Genomic DNA, 16,214 nt, shown 5'->3' on the forward strand with positions numbered 1-16,214 from the left:
AAAGAAGGTTGGGAATGTCGAAAAAATTTTGGTGGCAGTGGTCGAGCTTCTTTGTCGGGCTGATTGTGATGTCGCTAGGTATTACAATGACGATTAAAGGCAACGTCATTGGCACAAGCCCATGGGATGTCTTCCATATTGGCATGTTCAAACAGTTTGGCTTCACCATTGGTACGTGGTCGATTTTAACAGGACTACTGATTATTGTAGCAACCTCACTTTATTTAAAGCGTTGGCCACAATTAGCAACGTGGCTCAATATGCTATTAATTGGCACCTTTATTGATATCTTTAACTGGCTGTTACCAGATGCACAGCGTTTTTTATGGGAAATTACATATTTTGCGGCAGGCTTCGTCATTATGAGTACCGGCTGTGCGCTTTATATCGCCGCAAGTCTCGGTGCAGGACCGCGCGATACAATTATGATGATTATAGCGAGTAAGGGCTATTCGGTGAAAACGGGGCGTATGGTCATGGAAGTATTCGCCGCGTTATTCGGCTGGTTACTTGGTGGTCCAGTGGGAGTTGGTACCGTGATATTAGCACTTGGCACCGGCTATATTATTCAGCCCGCGCTCTTTTTCTTTAAGGGGAAGCTCGAAAAAATTATTGGCGAGCCGCTAACGTAAAAAATTGGGCACTTATGCTACACTATTACTGAGATGGATATCGAAAGGATGAGCAAGTATGTCAAACGTATTAACAACCTTTTTAGATGAAAATTTAGACGCCTTACGTACACAAGGCTTATACAATGAAATTGATCCTGTTGAAGGGGCAAATGGTCCAATCATTCAAGTAGCAGGCAAACAACTAATCAACCTATCATCAAACAACTATTTAGGCTTAGCAACAAACGCGGAGCTAAAAAAAATCGCCCAAGAGACAATCGAAACATACGGTGTTGGTGCTGGTGCGGTTCGTACCATTAACGGCACATTAGATGTACACGTAAAACTAGAAGAGACACTCGCAAAATTCAAAGGTACAGAAGCCGCGATTAGCTATCAATCAGGCTTCAACTGTAATATGGCGGCAATTTCTGCGGTCATGGATAAAAACGATGCCATTCTTTCAGATGCATTAAACCACGCTTCAATTATCGACGGCTGCCGTTTATCAAAGGCAAAAATCATTCCATTCAATCACTCTGATATGGAAGATTTACGCGCGAAGGCAAAAGAAGCAACAACATCAGGCCAATACAATAAAGTCATGGTCATTACAGACGGCGTATTCTCGATGGACGGCGATATCGCAAAGCTTCCGGAAATCGTAGAAATCGCAAAAGAATTTGATTTAATCACATATGTAGACGATGCGCACGGTTCAGGCGTAACTGGTAAAGGTGCGGGGACAGTGAAGCACTTCGGTTTACAAAACGAAATCGACTTCCAAATCGGTACATTATCAAAAGCAATCGGTGTTGTTGGTGGTTATGTAGCCGGCAAGAAAAACTTAATCGACTGGTTAAAGGTGCGTTCTCGTCCGTTCCTATTCTCGACAGCCTTACCACCAGGTGACGTTGCAGCAATCACACGCGCAGTAGAAATGATCATGGAATCAACTGAGCTGCACGACAAGTTATGGGACAACGGCGATTATTTAAAGAACGGCTTAAACGAGCTCGGCTTTAATATCGGTGCTTCTGAAACGCCAATCACACCATGTATTATTGGCGATGAATTGCTAACACAGCAGTTCTCAAAACGTTTAAGCGAAGAGGGCGTGTACGCAAAAGCCATCGTGTTCCCAACGGTACCAAAAGGAACAGGCCGTGTACGTAATATGCCAACAGCCGCACATACAAAAGAAATGCTAGACGACGCATTAGCGATTTACGCAAAAGTAGGCCGTGAACTTGGAGTAATTAAATAGAAAAGGTATTCACAAAACGAAGAGGCTCCGAACTACAACTTGTAGCGCGGAGCCTTATTTTTTATTGTGCGTTAACCGTAAATAAATTCAGTTTTGCCACACGCTGCATCGCTTCTTGTAGACGTGCTTCATCCACAAGTAACCCTACACGGATATAACCTTCACCGTATTCCCCAAAGCCGTTCCCACTAGCCACAGCAATGTCTGCTTTTTCAAGTAAAAAATCAGCAAATTGCTCACTCGTAAAGCCTGTTGGAACAGGTAGCCAAGCGAAAAACGAACCCTTTGGAGCAGTAATATTCCAGCCAATTTTACGTGCTTCTTCTACAAGGACATTGCGACGGTTTTCGTAAAGGGCACGCAAGTTTTCCACGCATACTTGCTCCTCGTTTAAAGCGGTCGCCGCTGCATGTTGAACCGCGGGGAACTGACTGCAAAACAGGTGATCTTGAATGATATTAATGGCTTCAATCATCTTGGCATTCCCAACCGCAAAGCCAATGCGCCAGCCTGCCATGTTGAAGGATTTCGATAAGGTGTACAACTCAATGCCAATGTCTTTCGCGCCGGGTGCTTGTAAGAAGCTTGGTGGACGATTCCCGTCAAAGCCAATCGCCCCGTAGGCAAAATCATGGGCAACGGCGATGTTGTTTTCTTTCGCGAATTGAACCGTTTCATTGAAAAATGCGCTCGTTGCCACACCACCAGTTGGGTTGTTCGGATAGTTTAAATACATTAATTTGGCGCGCTGTTTTACGTCATCTGAAAGCGCGGCATAGTCTGGTAAAAAGTCGTTTTGCGCCGTTAGTGGCAACGTATCAAACTTCACATCAGCAAGTGCCACGCCTGATAAATAATCCGGATAGCCCGGGTCTGGTAGTAGCATAGAATCACCGGGATTTAATACAGCAAGTGGTAACTCGACAAGCCCAACTTTTGTGCCGCCTAGAATCGCGACCTCCGTATTGGGATTAATATCGACGTTGTATTCACGTTTATAAAAGTCCGCAGCCGCTTGACGAAGTTCTGCAATTCCGCGAAACGGGGAATATTTATGCGTTTGTGGATTGGTCGCGGCAATTTGGAGTGCTCGGGTAATATGGTCGGGTGTGGGTTGATCAGGGTTTCCCTGACCTAAATTAATGACATCGCGGCCTTCTTGAAGTGCGGCGTTTACTTTATTCACAAGTGCCGCGAAAAATTGTGGAGGGAGTTGCTGTAGTTTTTTTGAAAATTCCATTGTTTGTTCATCACCTTTAATAAGTAGAATCAATTTCGCCTTGGCATAATTGCGTCCAGATTTTTTAGGGCCACATGATGTGGGTCAGTCAGCCGTTGTCACAGGACGTGACGCTTGTAGGCTGACTTCCTTTTTAAAATTCCTCTAAAAATCTGTGACATCCGCCGGGGCATTAACTTGCTTTAATTGAAGCAAGTTAATTAATCTTAGTACTTTTCTAGGTTTAAGTAAAGTGAAAATTACGATAATTTATGGTAGAGTAAATGTCATAAAGGACGGTGCTTTTCTATGAAAATCGGTTGTATTCAATTAAACGTAGGCTTTGGCAAAGTCGACGAAAACTATAAGCGTGCAGAAAAATTGATTCGCGAAGCAGCAGCGGGAGGCGCGAAAATCATCGTGCTACCGGAAATGTGGAATACAGGCTATGCGCTTGAAAAATTAGCAGAGCTGGCAGATGAAAACGGCGAGCGCTCGAAAGGCTTTTTAAGTAAGCTTGCAAAAGAATTAGCTGTACACATCGTCGGTGGTTCCGTTGCGGTAAAGCGCGAGGGCGAATTTTTCAATACGATGTATACATATAACAAAGACGGTGAATTAGTCGGTGAGTACAGCAAAGTGCATTTGTTCCGTTTGATGGATGAGCATTTGTATTTGCAGGCAGGCAATGCCATGAATCGTTTTAATTTAGACGGGCTAGAAGCAGGCGGTGCGATTTGCTACGACATTCGTTTCCCAGAATGGTTACGCGCCCAGGCATTAGACGGCGCAAAGGTGTTATTCATTCCAGCGCAGTGGCCAACACCACGTATTGATCACTGGAAAATCCTACTGCAAGCACGTGCCATTGAAAACCAGTGCTTCGTGATTGCGGTAAACCGGATTGCACGCAAAGTCGAGAATTTCAATGGGCAGTCCATGGTTATCGGTCCATGGGGCGAGGTGCTATGGACAGGTGCAGAGGATGAGGAGTTAGCCATTATTGACGTTGATTTTTCAAGTGTTGATGAAGTGCGCGAACGTATTCCCGTATACGAAGATCGACGCCCACAGTTATATGGAAAAGTTGTGAAATAGTAAAAAGTGCGTACCTCAAAAAAGGGTGCGCTTTTTGTTTGCCTAAATTAATAGTATTTACCACTTGCGGTCTCACACGTCTCATTTTAATATAGAACAAACGTTCGATTTAAAAGGGAGATGAGCGCCATGTATGAAAATGCGCCGCAGCGTTCGATTGTTTGTATTGATATGCGTAGCTTTTATGCGAGCTGTATCGCCTCATTAGAAAATTTAGATGTTATGGAAGTGCCGATTGCGATTGTCGGGAACTTTCAGCAAAAAGGAAGTGTCGTGTTAGCCGCTTCTCCGCCAATGAAAAAGCGTTTCAATATTCGTACCGGTTCAAGGCTTTATGAAATTCCACCACATCCGGATATTCGTCTGTTTGAACCAAAGATGGCGTTTTTTATTCGCATGTCGATGGAACTCGTGCGCCATTTTAATTTGTTTGTGCCAAAGGAGGCGATTCATGTGTATAGCGTGGACGAAAGCTTTCTTGATTTAACGGGGACCGAAAAAATTTGGGGTCCACCTGAACAAACGGCGCGCTATATCCAAGATACGGTTTTAAGTCAGTTTGATTTGCCGTGCACGGTTGGAATGGGACCGAATATGCTAATGGCAAAACTCGCACTTGATATTGAAGCAAAAAAGACAGGTTTTGCGAAGTGGACGTATGACGATGTACCGACGAAGCTTTGGCCGATTATGCCGCTGTCGAATGTGTGGGGCATTGGACGCCGTACGGAAAAAACGCTTAATCATATGGGCATTTATTCAGTGCATGATTTGGCACATACCGATTTAGCCACGCTTGAAGCACGTTTTGGGGTCATGGGCAATCAGCTGTATTACCACGCATGGGGCATCGATCATTCCGTAGTCGGCGCCCCGATTATGGAAGGCCAAATTAGCTTTGGCAAGGGACAAATGCTCATGCGCGATTACCGTAGCCGCGACGAAATTTTGGTTGTGCTACTTGAAATGTGTGAGGACGTAGCAAGACGTGCGCGTGAGGCGAAAAAAGTAGGACGCACGATTTCGTTAGGCCTGAGCTATAGCAAAGATGCGTTTGGTGGTGGTTTTCATCGTGCGCGGACAATCGACGAGCCAACCAATGATACACTCGCCCTATTTCAAGTATGTAAAGCGCTGTTGGATGAATTTTATGCAGAAAGGCCAGCACGTAAATTGACGGTGACATTAAGCAATATTGAAAGTGAGTATTCGATGCAGCTCAGCCTGTTTGATGAAGCAAGGTGGCGCAATCGTCAGCTCGGTGAAACGATGGATCACTTGCGCACAAAATACGGGACGACCGCGTTACTACGGGCGGTTTCTTACACCGAAGCAGGTACGGCATTTAGCCGTGCCACATTACTTGGCGGACATAAACAATAAGAGGTGAATAGGATGAATAGAGACCGAGGCACAATCAAATGGACGGCCATGATGCTACCGGAGCATGTGAAATTATTACGCGAATGGCAAACGGAGGACACATGGGTTGAAAAGCCACAATTAGACGAGGCGCAACTTGAGCAAATCAATCAACAAGTATACACCGCTTATGAACAGCAGCAACAAGTAAAAGTGCGTGTCTGGGAACACAAGCAAATGACTGTGTATACAGGATTCATTAAAAAAATGAATGAACACGAGCGTTACCTTCAATTGGACAACGGGAAAAAAATCGCCGTTGAAAGCATTTGCGATATCATCATTGAAGGGTGAGGTAAGAGGTTACACGTCATCTTTGTGCAGTTTTTAGAAAAATAACACGATTCGCATATTTGAGGTGGACAATTGTCTTGCTGAAAAAGAATTTTCACAAAATATTGTATTTTATAAAAGAACACCCTATAATAAATCCGAGAAAAAGCTTTTCAAATTAGGTTTTGTTTGAATATGAATGTGTTTTTACAGAGGACAATTGTACTGTCTAACAATATTCAATTGAAATATTTTTTTAGGGGATAGGGAGGTATCACGTGTGAAAAAAATTATGGTGACCGGTGCTTTAGGTCAAATTGGTTCAGAATTAGTCGACAAACTGCGTGTACAATATGGCGTGGATAATGTATTAGCAACGGATATTCGAAAAATAGATCAGCATGTCGGGCCGTTTGAGGTACTAGACGTAACAGATGGCAAGCGTATGCATGCACTTGCACACGATTTCGGTGCGGACACAATGATTCACATGGCGGCACTTTTATCCGCAACAGCAGAAAAAAATCCAGTATTCGCCTGGAATTTAAATATGGGTGGCTTAATGAACTCTCTTGAGGTAGCACGTGAACTAGATATGCAATTTTTCACGCCAAGCTCAATCGGCGCATTCGGCCCGTCAACACCAAAGGATAATACCCCACAAGATACGCTGCAACGCCCAACGACGATGTACGGGGTAAACAAAGTAGCCGGTGAATTATTATGCGACTATTACTACACGCGTTACGGCTTAGATACGCGCGGTGTTCGTTTCCCAGGTCTTATTTCGTACGCGACGCCTCCAGGGGGTGGCACGACGGATTACGCGGTCGACATTTACTATAAAGCACTTGCGGAAGGTCGCTACACGTCGTATATCGCACAGGGTACGTATATGGATATGATGTATATGCCGGATGCACTGCAGGCCATTATTGATTTAATGGAAGCCGATCCAAACAAGCTCGTACACCGTAATGCCTTTAATATTTCAGCAATGAGCTTCGAGCCATCACAAATTGCAGCATCGATTCAAAAGCATATGCCAAGCTTCACAATGGACTATGACGTAGACCCGATTCGTCAGGCAATTGCCGATAGCTGGCCAAACGCCATCGATTCATCGGCTGCAATCGAGGAATGGGGCTTCAAGGCAAGTTATGATTTAGACAAAATGACAATTGATATGCTAGAAAAGCTAAAAGTACGTTTAGAACAAAGAGCAGTTTAATAATATAAGTGAGCACATGGGAGATAATCCTGTGTGCTTTTTATTATGTAAATCATGAAACGTTATTATTATGAATTAAAAAATAACATCCGCAAATAGTATTCGAATTCTAATAAGAAATTGCGGTTGAATGCTCGGTTACATCGAGATGATACAAAATAATGAAAGAACTCTGCTCTTATCAAAATAACGGGAACGAGCAAAAAAACTCTATATTAAACTAAATATTTACATTTTTCAGTATATTATATTAAAATGATATTGTGGGAGAAAATAAAAACGCCTTTATCGGAAATGGGGATTGCCGGTAAGCGCGGTTAAACACAAGGGGGAACTAAATATGATGATGCAAACACCGCTCGTTTTAACGGATTTGTTAAAACGCGCAGAGACGTACTATGCACATAAAGAGATTATTTCACGTACAAGTGACGAGATGGTACACCGCTTAACTTACGGGGAGTGGGTGAAGCGTACGCGTAAATTAGCGCACGCACTGACAAAGCTAGGGATGGAGCGCGGTGACAAAATCGCGTCATTTGCCTGGAATCAGCACCGCCATTTAGAGGCGTATTTTGCCGTACCATGCGCGGGCGCAGTGCTTCACATGGTGAATATTCGGCTGTCACCAGAGCATATCGCGTACATTATTAATCACGCAGAAGACAAAATACTTATAATAGATGAAGATTTAGTACCGCTTATTGAAGAAGTGCAAGCCGAGCTAAAAACAGTGCAGCACTACATCATTATGGCGGACGGTGAGCTACCAAAAACGACATTGCCAAATGCGCTGTCTTACGAGGCACTGCTTGCGGAAGCCGATGAAACATTCGCGTTCCCAGAAGATTTAGATGAAAATTTACCAGCAAGCATGTGCTATACAAGCGCAACGACAGGTAATCCGAAAGGCGTTGTTTACACACATCGCTCGCTTGTACTACACAGCATGACCATTTCAATGACTGACACGATGGGCATTTCAGAGCGTGATACGATTTTACCAATCGTGCCAATGTTCCACGTAAATGCTTGGGGCATGCCGTTTGCTGCGGTAAATGTCGGGGCAACACAAGTATTAATCGGACCACAATTCACACCGAAGTTAATTTTAGACTTCATCGAAAAATACGGCGTCACAAAAACAGCGGGTGTGCCAACGATTTGGTTAGGTGCCTTACAGGAGCAGGAAAAGCAGGCGCGTGATTTATCGTCACTGCAAGCAATTTTCTGTGGTGGTTCCGCGTCACCAAAAGGCCTCATTAAAAAGTACGAGGAGCTTGGCATTCATTATATTGTCGCGTACGGTATGACCGAAACGTCGCCAATCGTATCGATGTCACGCGATCTGTCGCATATGGACGACTGGTCACTCGATGAAAAAATTGAAACACGCGCAATGCAAGGTTTAACTGTACCTGGCATTGAATCAAGCATCGTCAATGAAAACGGTGAGGTACCGTGGGACGGGGAAACGATGGGAGAATTACGCTTGCGTGGCCCGTGGATTGCTGCAGAATATTACAAGGACGAGCGCACAGCAGATGCCTTTATGGACGGCTGGCTTTACACAGGCGATATCGCGGTCCGTTCAAAAGAAGGCTTCATTAAAATTACTGACCGTACAAAGGATTTAATCAAATCCGGCGGTGAATGGATTTCATCGGTAGATTTAGAAAATGCACTCATGTCGCATGATGCCGTATTCGAAGCAGCCGTAATCGCTATTCCACACGCGAAATGGCAAGAGCGTCCACTTGCTTGCGTTGTGCTAAAGGAAGGCGCCGACGCAACGAAAGAAGAACTAATCGAATTTTTATCAGGGCAATTCGCGAAATGGTGGATGCCAGATGATATTGTGTTCTTAGCCGAAATCCCAAAAACATCGGTCGGTAAGTTTTTAAAGGCCAAATTACGAGAAAGCGTTAACGAAATTTACCCTCAGCTCACAATTTAATAAAATGAACGAACACCTTCTTGTTGAATATTGATTGGTCACTATGTAAAAATAATGACCAAGTTGAATTCTAAAATAAGAAGGTGTTTTAATTTGCGCATTTTAATCGGATGCTCTAAAAACACCACGAAAATGTTATGCGATAATTTAAATGCAGTCGATCCAGCATTTAGCGATAGAAACGTTATGAATTTAAAATTAACGTAAGAAAATAGTCGGGAATAGAAGAATACTAAGCGTAATAATTTTAGATATTATATAGGAAGTAATTTTAAATAATATTTTTTTGATAAAAAGTGTTGACGAAAGGTTATTATGCGTGTAATATTATAGAAGTCGCCGAGAGAGATTGCGACAAACGAAATAAAATGAACCTTGAAAACTGAACAAGCAACGTTAATGAAAAACAAGTTTCTTAAATGAAACAAACAATAGATTTCTAACTTAATTGTTAGAATCGCTAGCAAAGCAAATGAGCTTTCAAACTAACTATTATGGAGAGTTTGATCCTGGCTCAGGACGAACGCTGGCGGCGTGCCTAATACATGCAAGTCGAGCGAATGATTAGAGAAGCTTGCTTCTCTCTGATTTAGCGGCGGACGGGTGAGTAACACGTGGGTAACCTACCCTATAGACTGGGATAACTTCGGGAAACCGGAGCTAATACCGGATAATACTTCGAAACACATGTTTTGAAGTTGAAAGATGGTTTCGGCTATCACTATAGGATGGACCCGCGGCGCATTAGCTAGTTGGTGAGGTAACGGCTCACCAAGGCAACGATGCGTAGCCGACCTGAGAGGGTGATCGGCCACACTGGGACTGAGACACGGCCCAGACTCCTACGGGAGGCAGCAGTAGGGAATCTTCCACAATGGACGAAAGTCTGATGGAGCAACGCCGCGTGAGTGAAGAAGGATTTCGGTTCGTAAAACTCTGTTGCAAGGGAAGAACAAGTAGCGTAGTAACTGGCGCTACCTTGACGGTACCTTGTTAGAAAGCCACGGCTAACTACGTGCCAGCAGCCGCGGTAATACGTAGGTGGCAAGCGTTGTCCGGAATTATTGGGCGTAAAGCGCGCGCAGGTGGTTCCTTAAGTCTGATGTGAAAGCCCCCGGCTCAACCGGGGAGGGTCATTGGAAACTGGGGAACTTGAGTGCAGAAGAGGATAGTGGAATTCCAAGTGTAGCGGTGAAATGCGTAGAGATTTGGAGGAACACCAGTGGCGAAGGCGACTATCTGGTCTGTAACTGACACTGAGGCGCGAAAGCGTGGGGAGCAAACAGGATTAGATACCCTGGTAGTCCACGCCGTAAACGATGAGTGCTAAGTGTTGGGGGGTTTCCGCCCCTCAGTGCTGCAGCTAACGCATTAAGCACTCCGCCTGGGGAGTACGGTCGCAAGACTGAAACTCAAAGGAATTGACGGGGGCCCGCACAAGCGGTGGAGCATGTGGTTTAATTCGAAGCAACGCGAAGAACCTTACCAGGTCTTGACATCCCATTGACCACTGTAGAGATACAGTTTTCCCTTCGGGGACAACGGTGACAGGTGGTGCATGGTTGTCGTCAGCTCGTGTCGTGAGATGTTGGGTTAAGTCCCGCAACGAGCGCAACCCTTGTTCTTAGTTGCCATCATTTAGTTGGGCACTCTAAGGAGACTGCCGGTGATAAACCGGAGGAAGGTGGGGATGACGTCAAATCATCATGCCCCTTATGACCTGGGCTACACACGTGCTACAATGGACGATACAAACGGTTGCCAACCCGCGAGGGGGAGCTAATCCGATAAAATCGTTCTCAGTTCGGATTGTAGGCTGCAACTCGCCTACATGAAGCCGGAATCGCTAGTAATCGTGGATCAGCATGCCACGGTGAATACGTTCCCGGGCCTTGTACACACCGCCCGTCACACCACGAGAGTTTGTAACACCCGAAGTCGGTGAGGTAACCTTTATGGAGCCAGCCGCCGAAGGTGGGATAGATGATTGGGGTGAAGTCGTAACAAGGTAGCCGTATCGGAAGGTGCGGCTGGATCACCTCCTTTCTAAGGATTATTTCGGAAATCTTCTCTTGGAGAAGATACTCATTAACGTTTGCTGTTCAGTTTTGAAGGTTCATTCTTAATTGAATGAGATACTTCAAAAATAAAACCTTTGCTCCTGTCGCTGCGCTATCGTCGCAAGACTGCATGAAGCAAAGTCAACGAAGCGAATCACGAAGTGGTTCAGTGTAGTTGTCTTGTTCTTTGAAAACTGGATAAAACGACATTGATAAGTAATAAACAAACAATAGATCAAGAAATTGGTCGTGCAATATCCTTAAAATCTTAAATCTTCTGATTTAAGTTTAACTTTTGGTTAAGTTAATAAGGGCGCACGGTGGATGCCTTGGCACTAGGAGTCGATGAAGGACGGCACTAACACCGATATGCCTCGGGGAGCTGTAAGTAAGCTTTGATCCGGGGATTTCCGAATGGGGGAACCCACTATCTTTAATCGGATAGTACACTCACGTGAATTCATAGCGTGTTTGAGACAGACGCAGGGAACTGAAACATCTAAGTACCTGCAGGAACAGAAAGAAAATTCGATTCCCTGAGTAGCGGCGAGCGAAACGGGAAGAGCCCAAACCAAAGAGCTTGCTCTTTGGGGTTGTAGGACACTCAATACGGAGTTACAAAAGAATGATTTAGGCGAAGCGACTTGGAAAGGTCCGCAAAATAAGGTAAAAGCCCTGTAGCCCAAAAGTTATTCCCTCCTGAGTGGATCCTGAGTACGGCGGAACACGTGAAATTCCGTCGGAATCCGGGAGGACCATCTCCCAAGGCTAAATACTACCTAGTGACCGATAGTGAACCAGTACCGTGAGGGAAAGGTGAAAAGCACCCCGGAAGGGGAGTGAAATAGATCCTGAAACCGTGTGCCTACAAGTAGTTAGAGCCCGTTAATGGGTGATAGCGTGCCTTTTGTAGAATGAACCGGCGAGTTACGATTACGTGCGAGGTTAAGTTGAGAAGACGGAGCCGCAGCGAAAGCGAGTCTGAATAGGGCGAATTAGTACGTGGTCGTAGACCCGAAACCAGGTGATCTACCCATGTCCAGGGTGAAGGTGAGGTAACACTTACTGGAGGCCCGAACCCACGCACGTTGAAAAGTGCGGGGATGAGGTGTGGGTAGCGGAGAAATTCCAATCGAACCTGGAGATAGCTGGTTCTCTCCGAAATAGCTTTAGGGCTAGCCTCGTGATTGAGAATACTGGAGGTAGAGCACTGTTTGGACTAGGGGGGCATCTCGCTTTACCGAATTCAGACAAACTCCGAATGCCAGATATTTATACACGGGAGTCAGACTGCGAGTGATAAGATCCGTAGTCAAGAGGGAAACAGCCCAGACCACCAGCTAAGGTCCCAAAGTAATCGTTAAGTGGAAAAGGATGTGGCGTTGCTTAGACAACCAGGATGTTGGCTTAGAAGCAGCCATCATTTAAAGAGTGCGTAATAGCTCACTGGTCGAGTGACGCTGCGCCGAAAATGTATCGGGGCTAAACGATTCACCGAAGCTGTGGATGCATCCGTATGGATGCGTGGTAGGAGAGCGTTCTAAGGGCGTTGAAGTCAGACCGGAAGGACTGGTGGAGCGCTTAGAAGTGAGAATGCCGGTATGAGTAGCGAAAGACGGGTGAGAATCCCGTCCACCGTATGACTAAGGTTTCCTGAGGAAGGCTCGTCCGCTCAGGGTTAGTCGGGACCTAAGCCGAGGCCGATAGGCGTAGGCGATGGACAACAGGTTGATATTCCTGTACCACCTCCTCACCGTTTGAGAAATGGGGGGACGCAGTAGGATAGGGTAAGCACGCCGTTGGTTGCGCGTGTTCAAGCAGTAAGGTGTGTATGTAGGCAAATCCGCATACTTTAACATTGAGCTGTGATGACGAGTCCGTATGGACGAAGTTCCTGATTTCACACTGCCAAGAAAAGCCTCTATCGAGGTGAGAGGTGCCCGTACCGCAAACCGACACAGGTAGTCGAGGAGAGAATCCTAAGGTGTGCGAGAGAACTCTCGTTAAGGAACTCGGCAAAATGACCCCGTAACTTCGGGAGAAGGGGTGCTCTGTTAGCGTGCAAGCGTGAGAGAGCCGCAGTGAATAGGCCCAGGCGACTGTTTAGCAAAAACACAGGTCTCTGCAAAACCGTAAGGTGACGTATAGGGGCTGACGCCTGCCCGGTGCTGGAAGGTTAAGAGGAGTGGTTAGCGCAAGCGAAGCTGCGAATTGAAGCCCCAGTAAACGGCGGCCGTAACTATAACGGTCCTAAGGTAGCGAAATTCCTTGTCGGGTAAGTTCCGACCCGCACGAAAGGCGTAACGATCTGGGCACTGTCTCAACGAGAGACTCGGTGAAATTATAGTACCTGTGAAGATGCAGGTTACCCGCGACAGGACGGAAAGACCCCGTGGAGCTTTACTGTAGCCTGATATTGAATTTTGGTACAACTTGTACAGGATAGGTAGGAGCCAGAGATCCCGGAGCGCCAGCTTCGGAGGAGGCGTCAGTGGGATACTACCCTGGTTGTATTGAACTTCTAACCCATGCCCCTTAGCGGGGTAGGAGACAGTGTCAGGCGGACAGTTTGACTGGGGCGGTCGCCTCCTAAAGAGTAACGGAGGCGCCCAAAGGTTCCCTCAGAATGGTTGGAAATCATTCGTAGAGTGTAAAGGCATAAGGGAGCTTGACTGCGAGACCTACAAGTCGAGCAGGGTCGAAAGACGGGCTTAGTGATCCGGTGGTTCCGCATGGAAGGGCCATCGCTCAACGGATAAAAGCTACCCCGGGGATAACAGGCTTATCTCCCCCAAGAGTCCACATCGACGGGGAGGTTTGGCACCTCGATGTCGGCTCATCGCATCCTGGGGCTGTAGTCGGTCCCAAGGGTTGGGCTGTTCGCCCATTAAAGCGGTACGCGAGCTGGGTTCAGAACGTCGTGAGACAGTTCGGTCCCTATCCGTCGTGGGCGTAGGAAATTTGAGAGGAGCTGTCCTTAGTACGAGAGGACCGGGATGGACACACCGCTGGTGTACCAGTTGTTCTGCCAAGAGCATCGCTGGGTAGCTATGTGTGGACGGGATAAGTGCTGAAAGCATCTAAGCATGAAGCCCCCCTCAAGATGAGATTTCCCATTACGCAAGTAAGTAAGACCCCTGAAAGACGATCAGGTAGATAGGTTCGAGGTGGAAGCGCAGTGATGTGTGGAGCTGACGAATACTAATCGGTCGAGGACTTAACCACAATTTATGAACATCAATGAAACGTTTATCCAGTTTTGAAAGAATAAATTCTTTCAACTTAATAAGTGAAGTGACGATGGCAAAGAGGTCACACCTGTTCCCATACCGAACACAGAAGTTAAGCTCTTTAGCGCCGATGGTAGTTGGGGGTTTCCCCCTGTGAGAGTAGGACGTCGCTTCACTTATTTTTTATTTTTTACGGAGGATTAGCTCAGCTGGGAGAGCACCTGCCTTACAAGCAGGGGGTCGGCGGTTCGAGCCCGTCATCCTCCATCCTTTCTAAAACGCCGGTGTAGCTCAGTTGGTAGAGCAACTGACTTGTAATCAGTAGGTCGAGGGTTCGACTCCTTTCGCCGGCACCATTTTAGAGAGAGCCATTAGCTCAGTTGGTAGAGCATCTGACTTTTAATCAGAGGGTCGAAGGTTCGAGTCCTTCATGGCTCACCAGTTTTTTAATTTCATAACTTGTCAGAATAAAAATATCTATGCATTTTTGCGGAAGTAGTTCAGTGGTAGAACACCACCTTGCCAAGGTGGGGGTCGCGAGTTCGAACCTCGTCTTCCGCTCCAAAAATGCCGGGGTGGCGGAACTGGCAGACGCACAGGACTTAAAATCCTGCGGTGAGTGATCACCGTGCCGGTTCGATTCCGGCCCTCGGCACCATCTTTCAAATAAATAATTGCGTTCGTAGCTCAATTGGATAGAGCATCTGACTACGAATCAGAAGGTTGTAGGTTCAAGTCCTGTCGAGCGCACCATTATTTTTGAAAAATATCTCAAGAGAAGTAAATAACAAGTTTAATATTATTGTCGCGGGGTGGAGCAGTGGTAGCTCGTCGGGCTCATAACCCGAAGGTCACAGGTTCAAGTCCTGTCCCCGCAACCAAATGGTCCCGTGGTGTAGCGGTTAACATGCCTGCCTGTCACGCAGGAGATCGCCGGTTCGATCCCGGTCGGGACCGCCATTTTTATTTTTAAGGCCCGTTGGTCAAGTGGTTAAGACACCGCCCTTTCACGGCGGTAACACGGGTTCGAATCCCGTACGGGTCATATCTAAGTATGTAGCATAGTGCTACATACTTTTTTTGTTTTTTAAAACTTATCTGCAAATAAGAAATAGAGAGATTAATTTAAAATCATTTGGTTTTTCCCTTTATCCGTATGGGTATTTTGCCAATCATCCACATAAAGGGATTCAAACGGCCACGTATGTAGTAGATGGTGCGCTTACGTATTATGATAATTTTTCGGGTTGTGGGCGTTTAGAAAAAAATGATTTTTAAATTATCACGTTAGGTAACGGCATTATTCATAATGAAGATCCAGATGTAGGGTACGACCGCACGCGTGTTACAGCTATGGATTAGCTTAAGTCCTGAAAACAAAAAGCACCACGCAAGCAAGCTACGTCGATATTTTAAGTGGTACAACACCACAAGTTGTGATGGACGGGGCAAAGGTCAATGTTAGCAGGGAATTTAGGAACGGTCACGCATCTCGAAAATCCAATGCCTGTTAATATTTACGAAGGTACAATAACGGGTGAATTTGAGCTGCCGATTGCAAAAGGCTATAACAGTTACTTTTATGTATTAGTAGGGTCTGGGGTAGTAAGCGAGGAAGCAGTCGACACATTTGATTTGACGCATTTTGAAGAAACAACTGATGCAAAGATAGTTCACATTACAGCAAATGAATCGATGCGCTTTTTATTCATTTCCGGGGAGCCGATTAAAGCACCTGTTGTCGTACGTGGGCGGTTTCAACAAGTATTTTTAGGTTATGAACACGGGGTAATTGTACCAAACCAACCAAAATAAAAACGGGAATGACTCGACTTAGCGAGCA

General features: G+C 45.8%; 9 protein-coding genes, 9 tRNA genes and 3 rRNA genes. 20 read left to right on the forward strand and 1 reads right to left on the reverse strand.

Annotation, left to right across the window (positions count from 1 at the left end; genetic code table 11):
* Positions 1 to 14: 14 nt before the first annotated feature.
* On the forward strand, positions 15 to 632 hold the full coding sequence (locus tag NSQ62_RS01910; protein ID WP_341322253.1) for a YitT family protein: 618 nt from the start codon (positions 15 to 17) through the stop codon (positions 630 to 632).
* Positions 633 to 690: 58 nt separating this feature from the next.
* Positions 691 to 1,881 carry a glycine C-acetyltransferase gene (locus NSQ62_RS01915; protein WP_341322254.1) on the forward strand — a complete coding sequence of 397 codons (1,191 nt, stop codon included), beginning with the start codon at positions 691 to 693 and terminating at the stop codon, positions 1,879 to 1,881.
* Positions 1,882 to 1,942: 61 nt separating this feature from the next.
* Here NSQ62_RS01915 and NSQ62_RS01920 read toward each other — a convergent pair whose 3' ends face one another.
* Positions 1,943 to 3,121: a pyridoxal phosphate-dependent aminotransferase gene (locus NSQ62_RS01920; protein ID WP_341322255.1), complete on the reverse strand. Its 1,179-nt coding sequence runs from the start codon at positions 3,119 to 3,121 to the stop codon at positions 1,943 to 1,945.
* A gap of 288 nt (positions 3,122 to 3,409) precedes the next feature.
* Here NSQ62_RS01920 and NSQ62_RS01925 point away from each other — a divergent pair, with 288 nt between their 5' ends.
* The 18 genes from NSQ62_RS01925 to NSQ62_RS02010 all read left to right on the forward strand — a co-directional run bounded on the left by NSQ62_RS01925 (position 3,410) and on the right by NSQ62_RS02010 (position 16,186).
* Complete coding sequence (locus NSQ62_RS01925; protein ID WP_341322256.1) at positions 3,410 to 4,198, forward strand: carbon-nitrogen family hydrolase; 789 nt, start codon at positions 3,410 to 3,412, stop codon at positions 4,196 to 4,198.
* 129 nt (positions 4,199 to 4,327) lie between these two features.
* Positions 4,328 to 5,581, forward strand: a complete 1,254-nt coding sequence (locus NSQ62_RS01930; RefSeq protein WP_341322257.1) for a UV damage repair protein UvrX — start codon at positions 4,328 to 4,330, stop codon at positions 5,579 to 5,581.
* 12 nt (positions 5,582 to 5,593) lie between these two features.
* The gene (locus NSQ62_RS01935; protein WP_341322258.1) at positions 5,594 to 5,914 is read left to right on the forward strand and encodes a YolD-like family protein; all 321 of its coding nucleotides are present in this window, start codon (positions 5,594 to 5,596) and stop codon (positions 5,912 to 5,914) included.
* 259 nt (positions 5,915 to 6,173) lie between these two features.
* Positions 6,174 to 7,124 carry an L-threonine 3-dehydrogenase gene (locus NSQ62_RS01940; protein ID WP_341322259.1) on the forward strand — a complete coding sequence of 317 codons (951 nt, stop codon included), beginning with the start codon at positions 6,174 to 6,176 and terminating at the stop codon, positions 7,122 to 7,124.
* Between the two features lie 343 nt (positions 7,125 to 7,467).
* On the forward strand, positions 7,468 to 9,081 hold the full coding sequence (locus tag NSQ62_RS01945) for a long-chain fatty acid--CoA ligase (protein WP_341323866.1): 1,614 nt from the start codon (positions 7,468 to 7,470) through the stop codon (positions 9,079 to 9,081).
* A 491-nt stretch (positions 9,082 to 9,572) separates the two neighbouring features.
* Positions 9,573 to 11,127: ribosomal RNA gene (locus tag NSQ62_RS01950) — 16S ribosomal RNA — on the forward strand.
* Between the two features lie 311 nt (positions 11,128 to 11,438).
* Positions 11,439 to 14,366, forward strand: a 23S ribosomal RNA gene (locus tag NSQ62_RS01955).
* 65 nt (positions 14,367 to 14,431) lie between these two features.
* Positions 14,432 to 14,547, forward strand: a 5S ribosomal RNA gene (gene rrf / locus NSQ62_RS01960).
* The 16S, 23S and 5S rRNA genes sit together here with 9 tRNA genes alongside, the layout of an rRNA operon.
* A gap of 18 nt (positions 14,548 to 14,565) precedes the next feature.
* Positions 14,566 to 14,638: transfer RNA gene (locus tag NSQ62_RS01965), tRNA-Val, on the forward strand.
* Between the two features lie 13 nt (positions 14,639 to 14,651).
* Positions 14,652 to 14,727 (forward strand) — tRNA-Thr (locus tag NSQ62_RS01970).
* 9 nt (positions 14,728 to 14,736) lie between these two features.
* Positions 14,737 to 14,812: transfer RNA gene (locus NSQ62_RS01975), tRNA-Lys, on the forward strand.
* 48 nt (positions 14,813 to 14,860) lie between these two features.
* Positions 14,861 to 14,935: transfer RNA gene (locus tag NSQ62_RS01980), tRNA-Gly, on the forward strand.
* Between the two features lie 5 nt (positions 14,936 to 14,940).
* A tRNA-Leu gene (locus tag NSQ62_RS01985) sits at positions 14,941 to 15,029 on the forward strand.
* Positions 15,030 to 15,047: 18 nt separating this feature from the next.
* A tRNA-Arg gene (locus NSQ62_RS01990) sits at positions 15,048 to 15,124 on the forward strand.
* A 53-nt stretch (positions 15,125 to 15,177) separates the two neighbouring features.
* Positions 15,178 to 15,252, forward strand: a tRNA-Met gene (locus tag NSQ62_RS01995).
* A gap of 3 nt (positions 15,253 to 15,255) precedes the next feature.
* Positions 15,256 to 15,331: transfer RNA gene (locus NSQ62_RS02000), tRNA-Asp, on the forward strand.
* A 13-nt stretch (positions 15,332 to 15,344) separates the two neighbouring features.
* Positions 15,345 to 15,416: transfer RNA gene (locus tag NSQ62_RS02005), tRNA-Glu, on the forward strand.
* 413 nt (positions 15,417 to 15,829) lie between these two features.
* Positions 15,830 to 16,186 carry a pirin-like C-terminal cupin domain-containing protein gene (locus NSQ62_RS02010; protein WP_341322260.1) on the forward strand — a complete coding sequence of 119 codons (357 nt, stop codon included), beginning with the start codon at positions 15,830 to 15,832 and terminating at the stop codon, positions 16,184 to 16,186.
* Positions 16,187 to 16,214: the final 28 nt, after the last annotated feature.

Origin of the sequence: Solibacillus sp. FSL H8-0523 (genome assembly GCF_038051985.1) — a bacterium.
Lineage (GTDB): Bacteria > Bacillota > Bacilli > Bacillales_A > Planococcaceae > Solibacillus.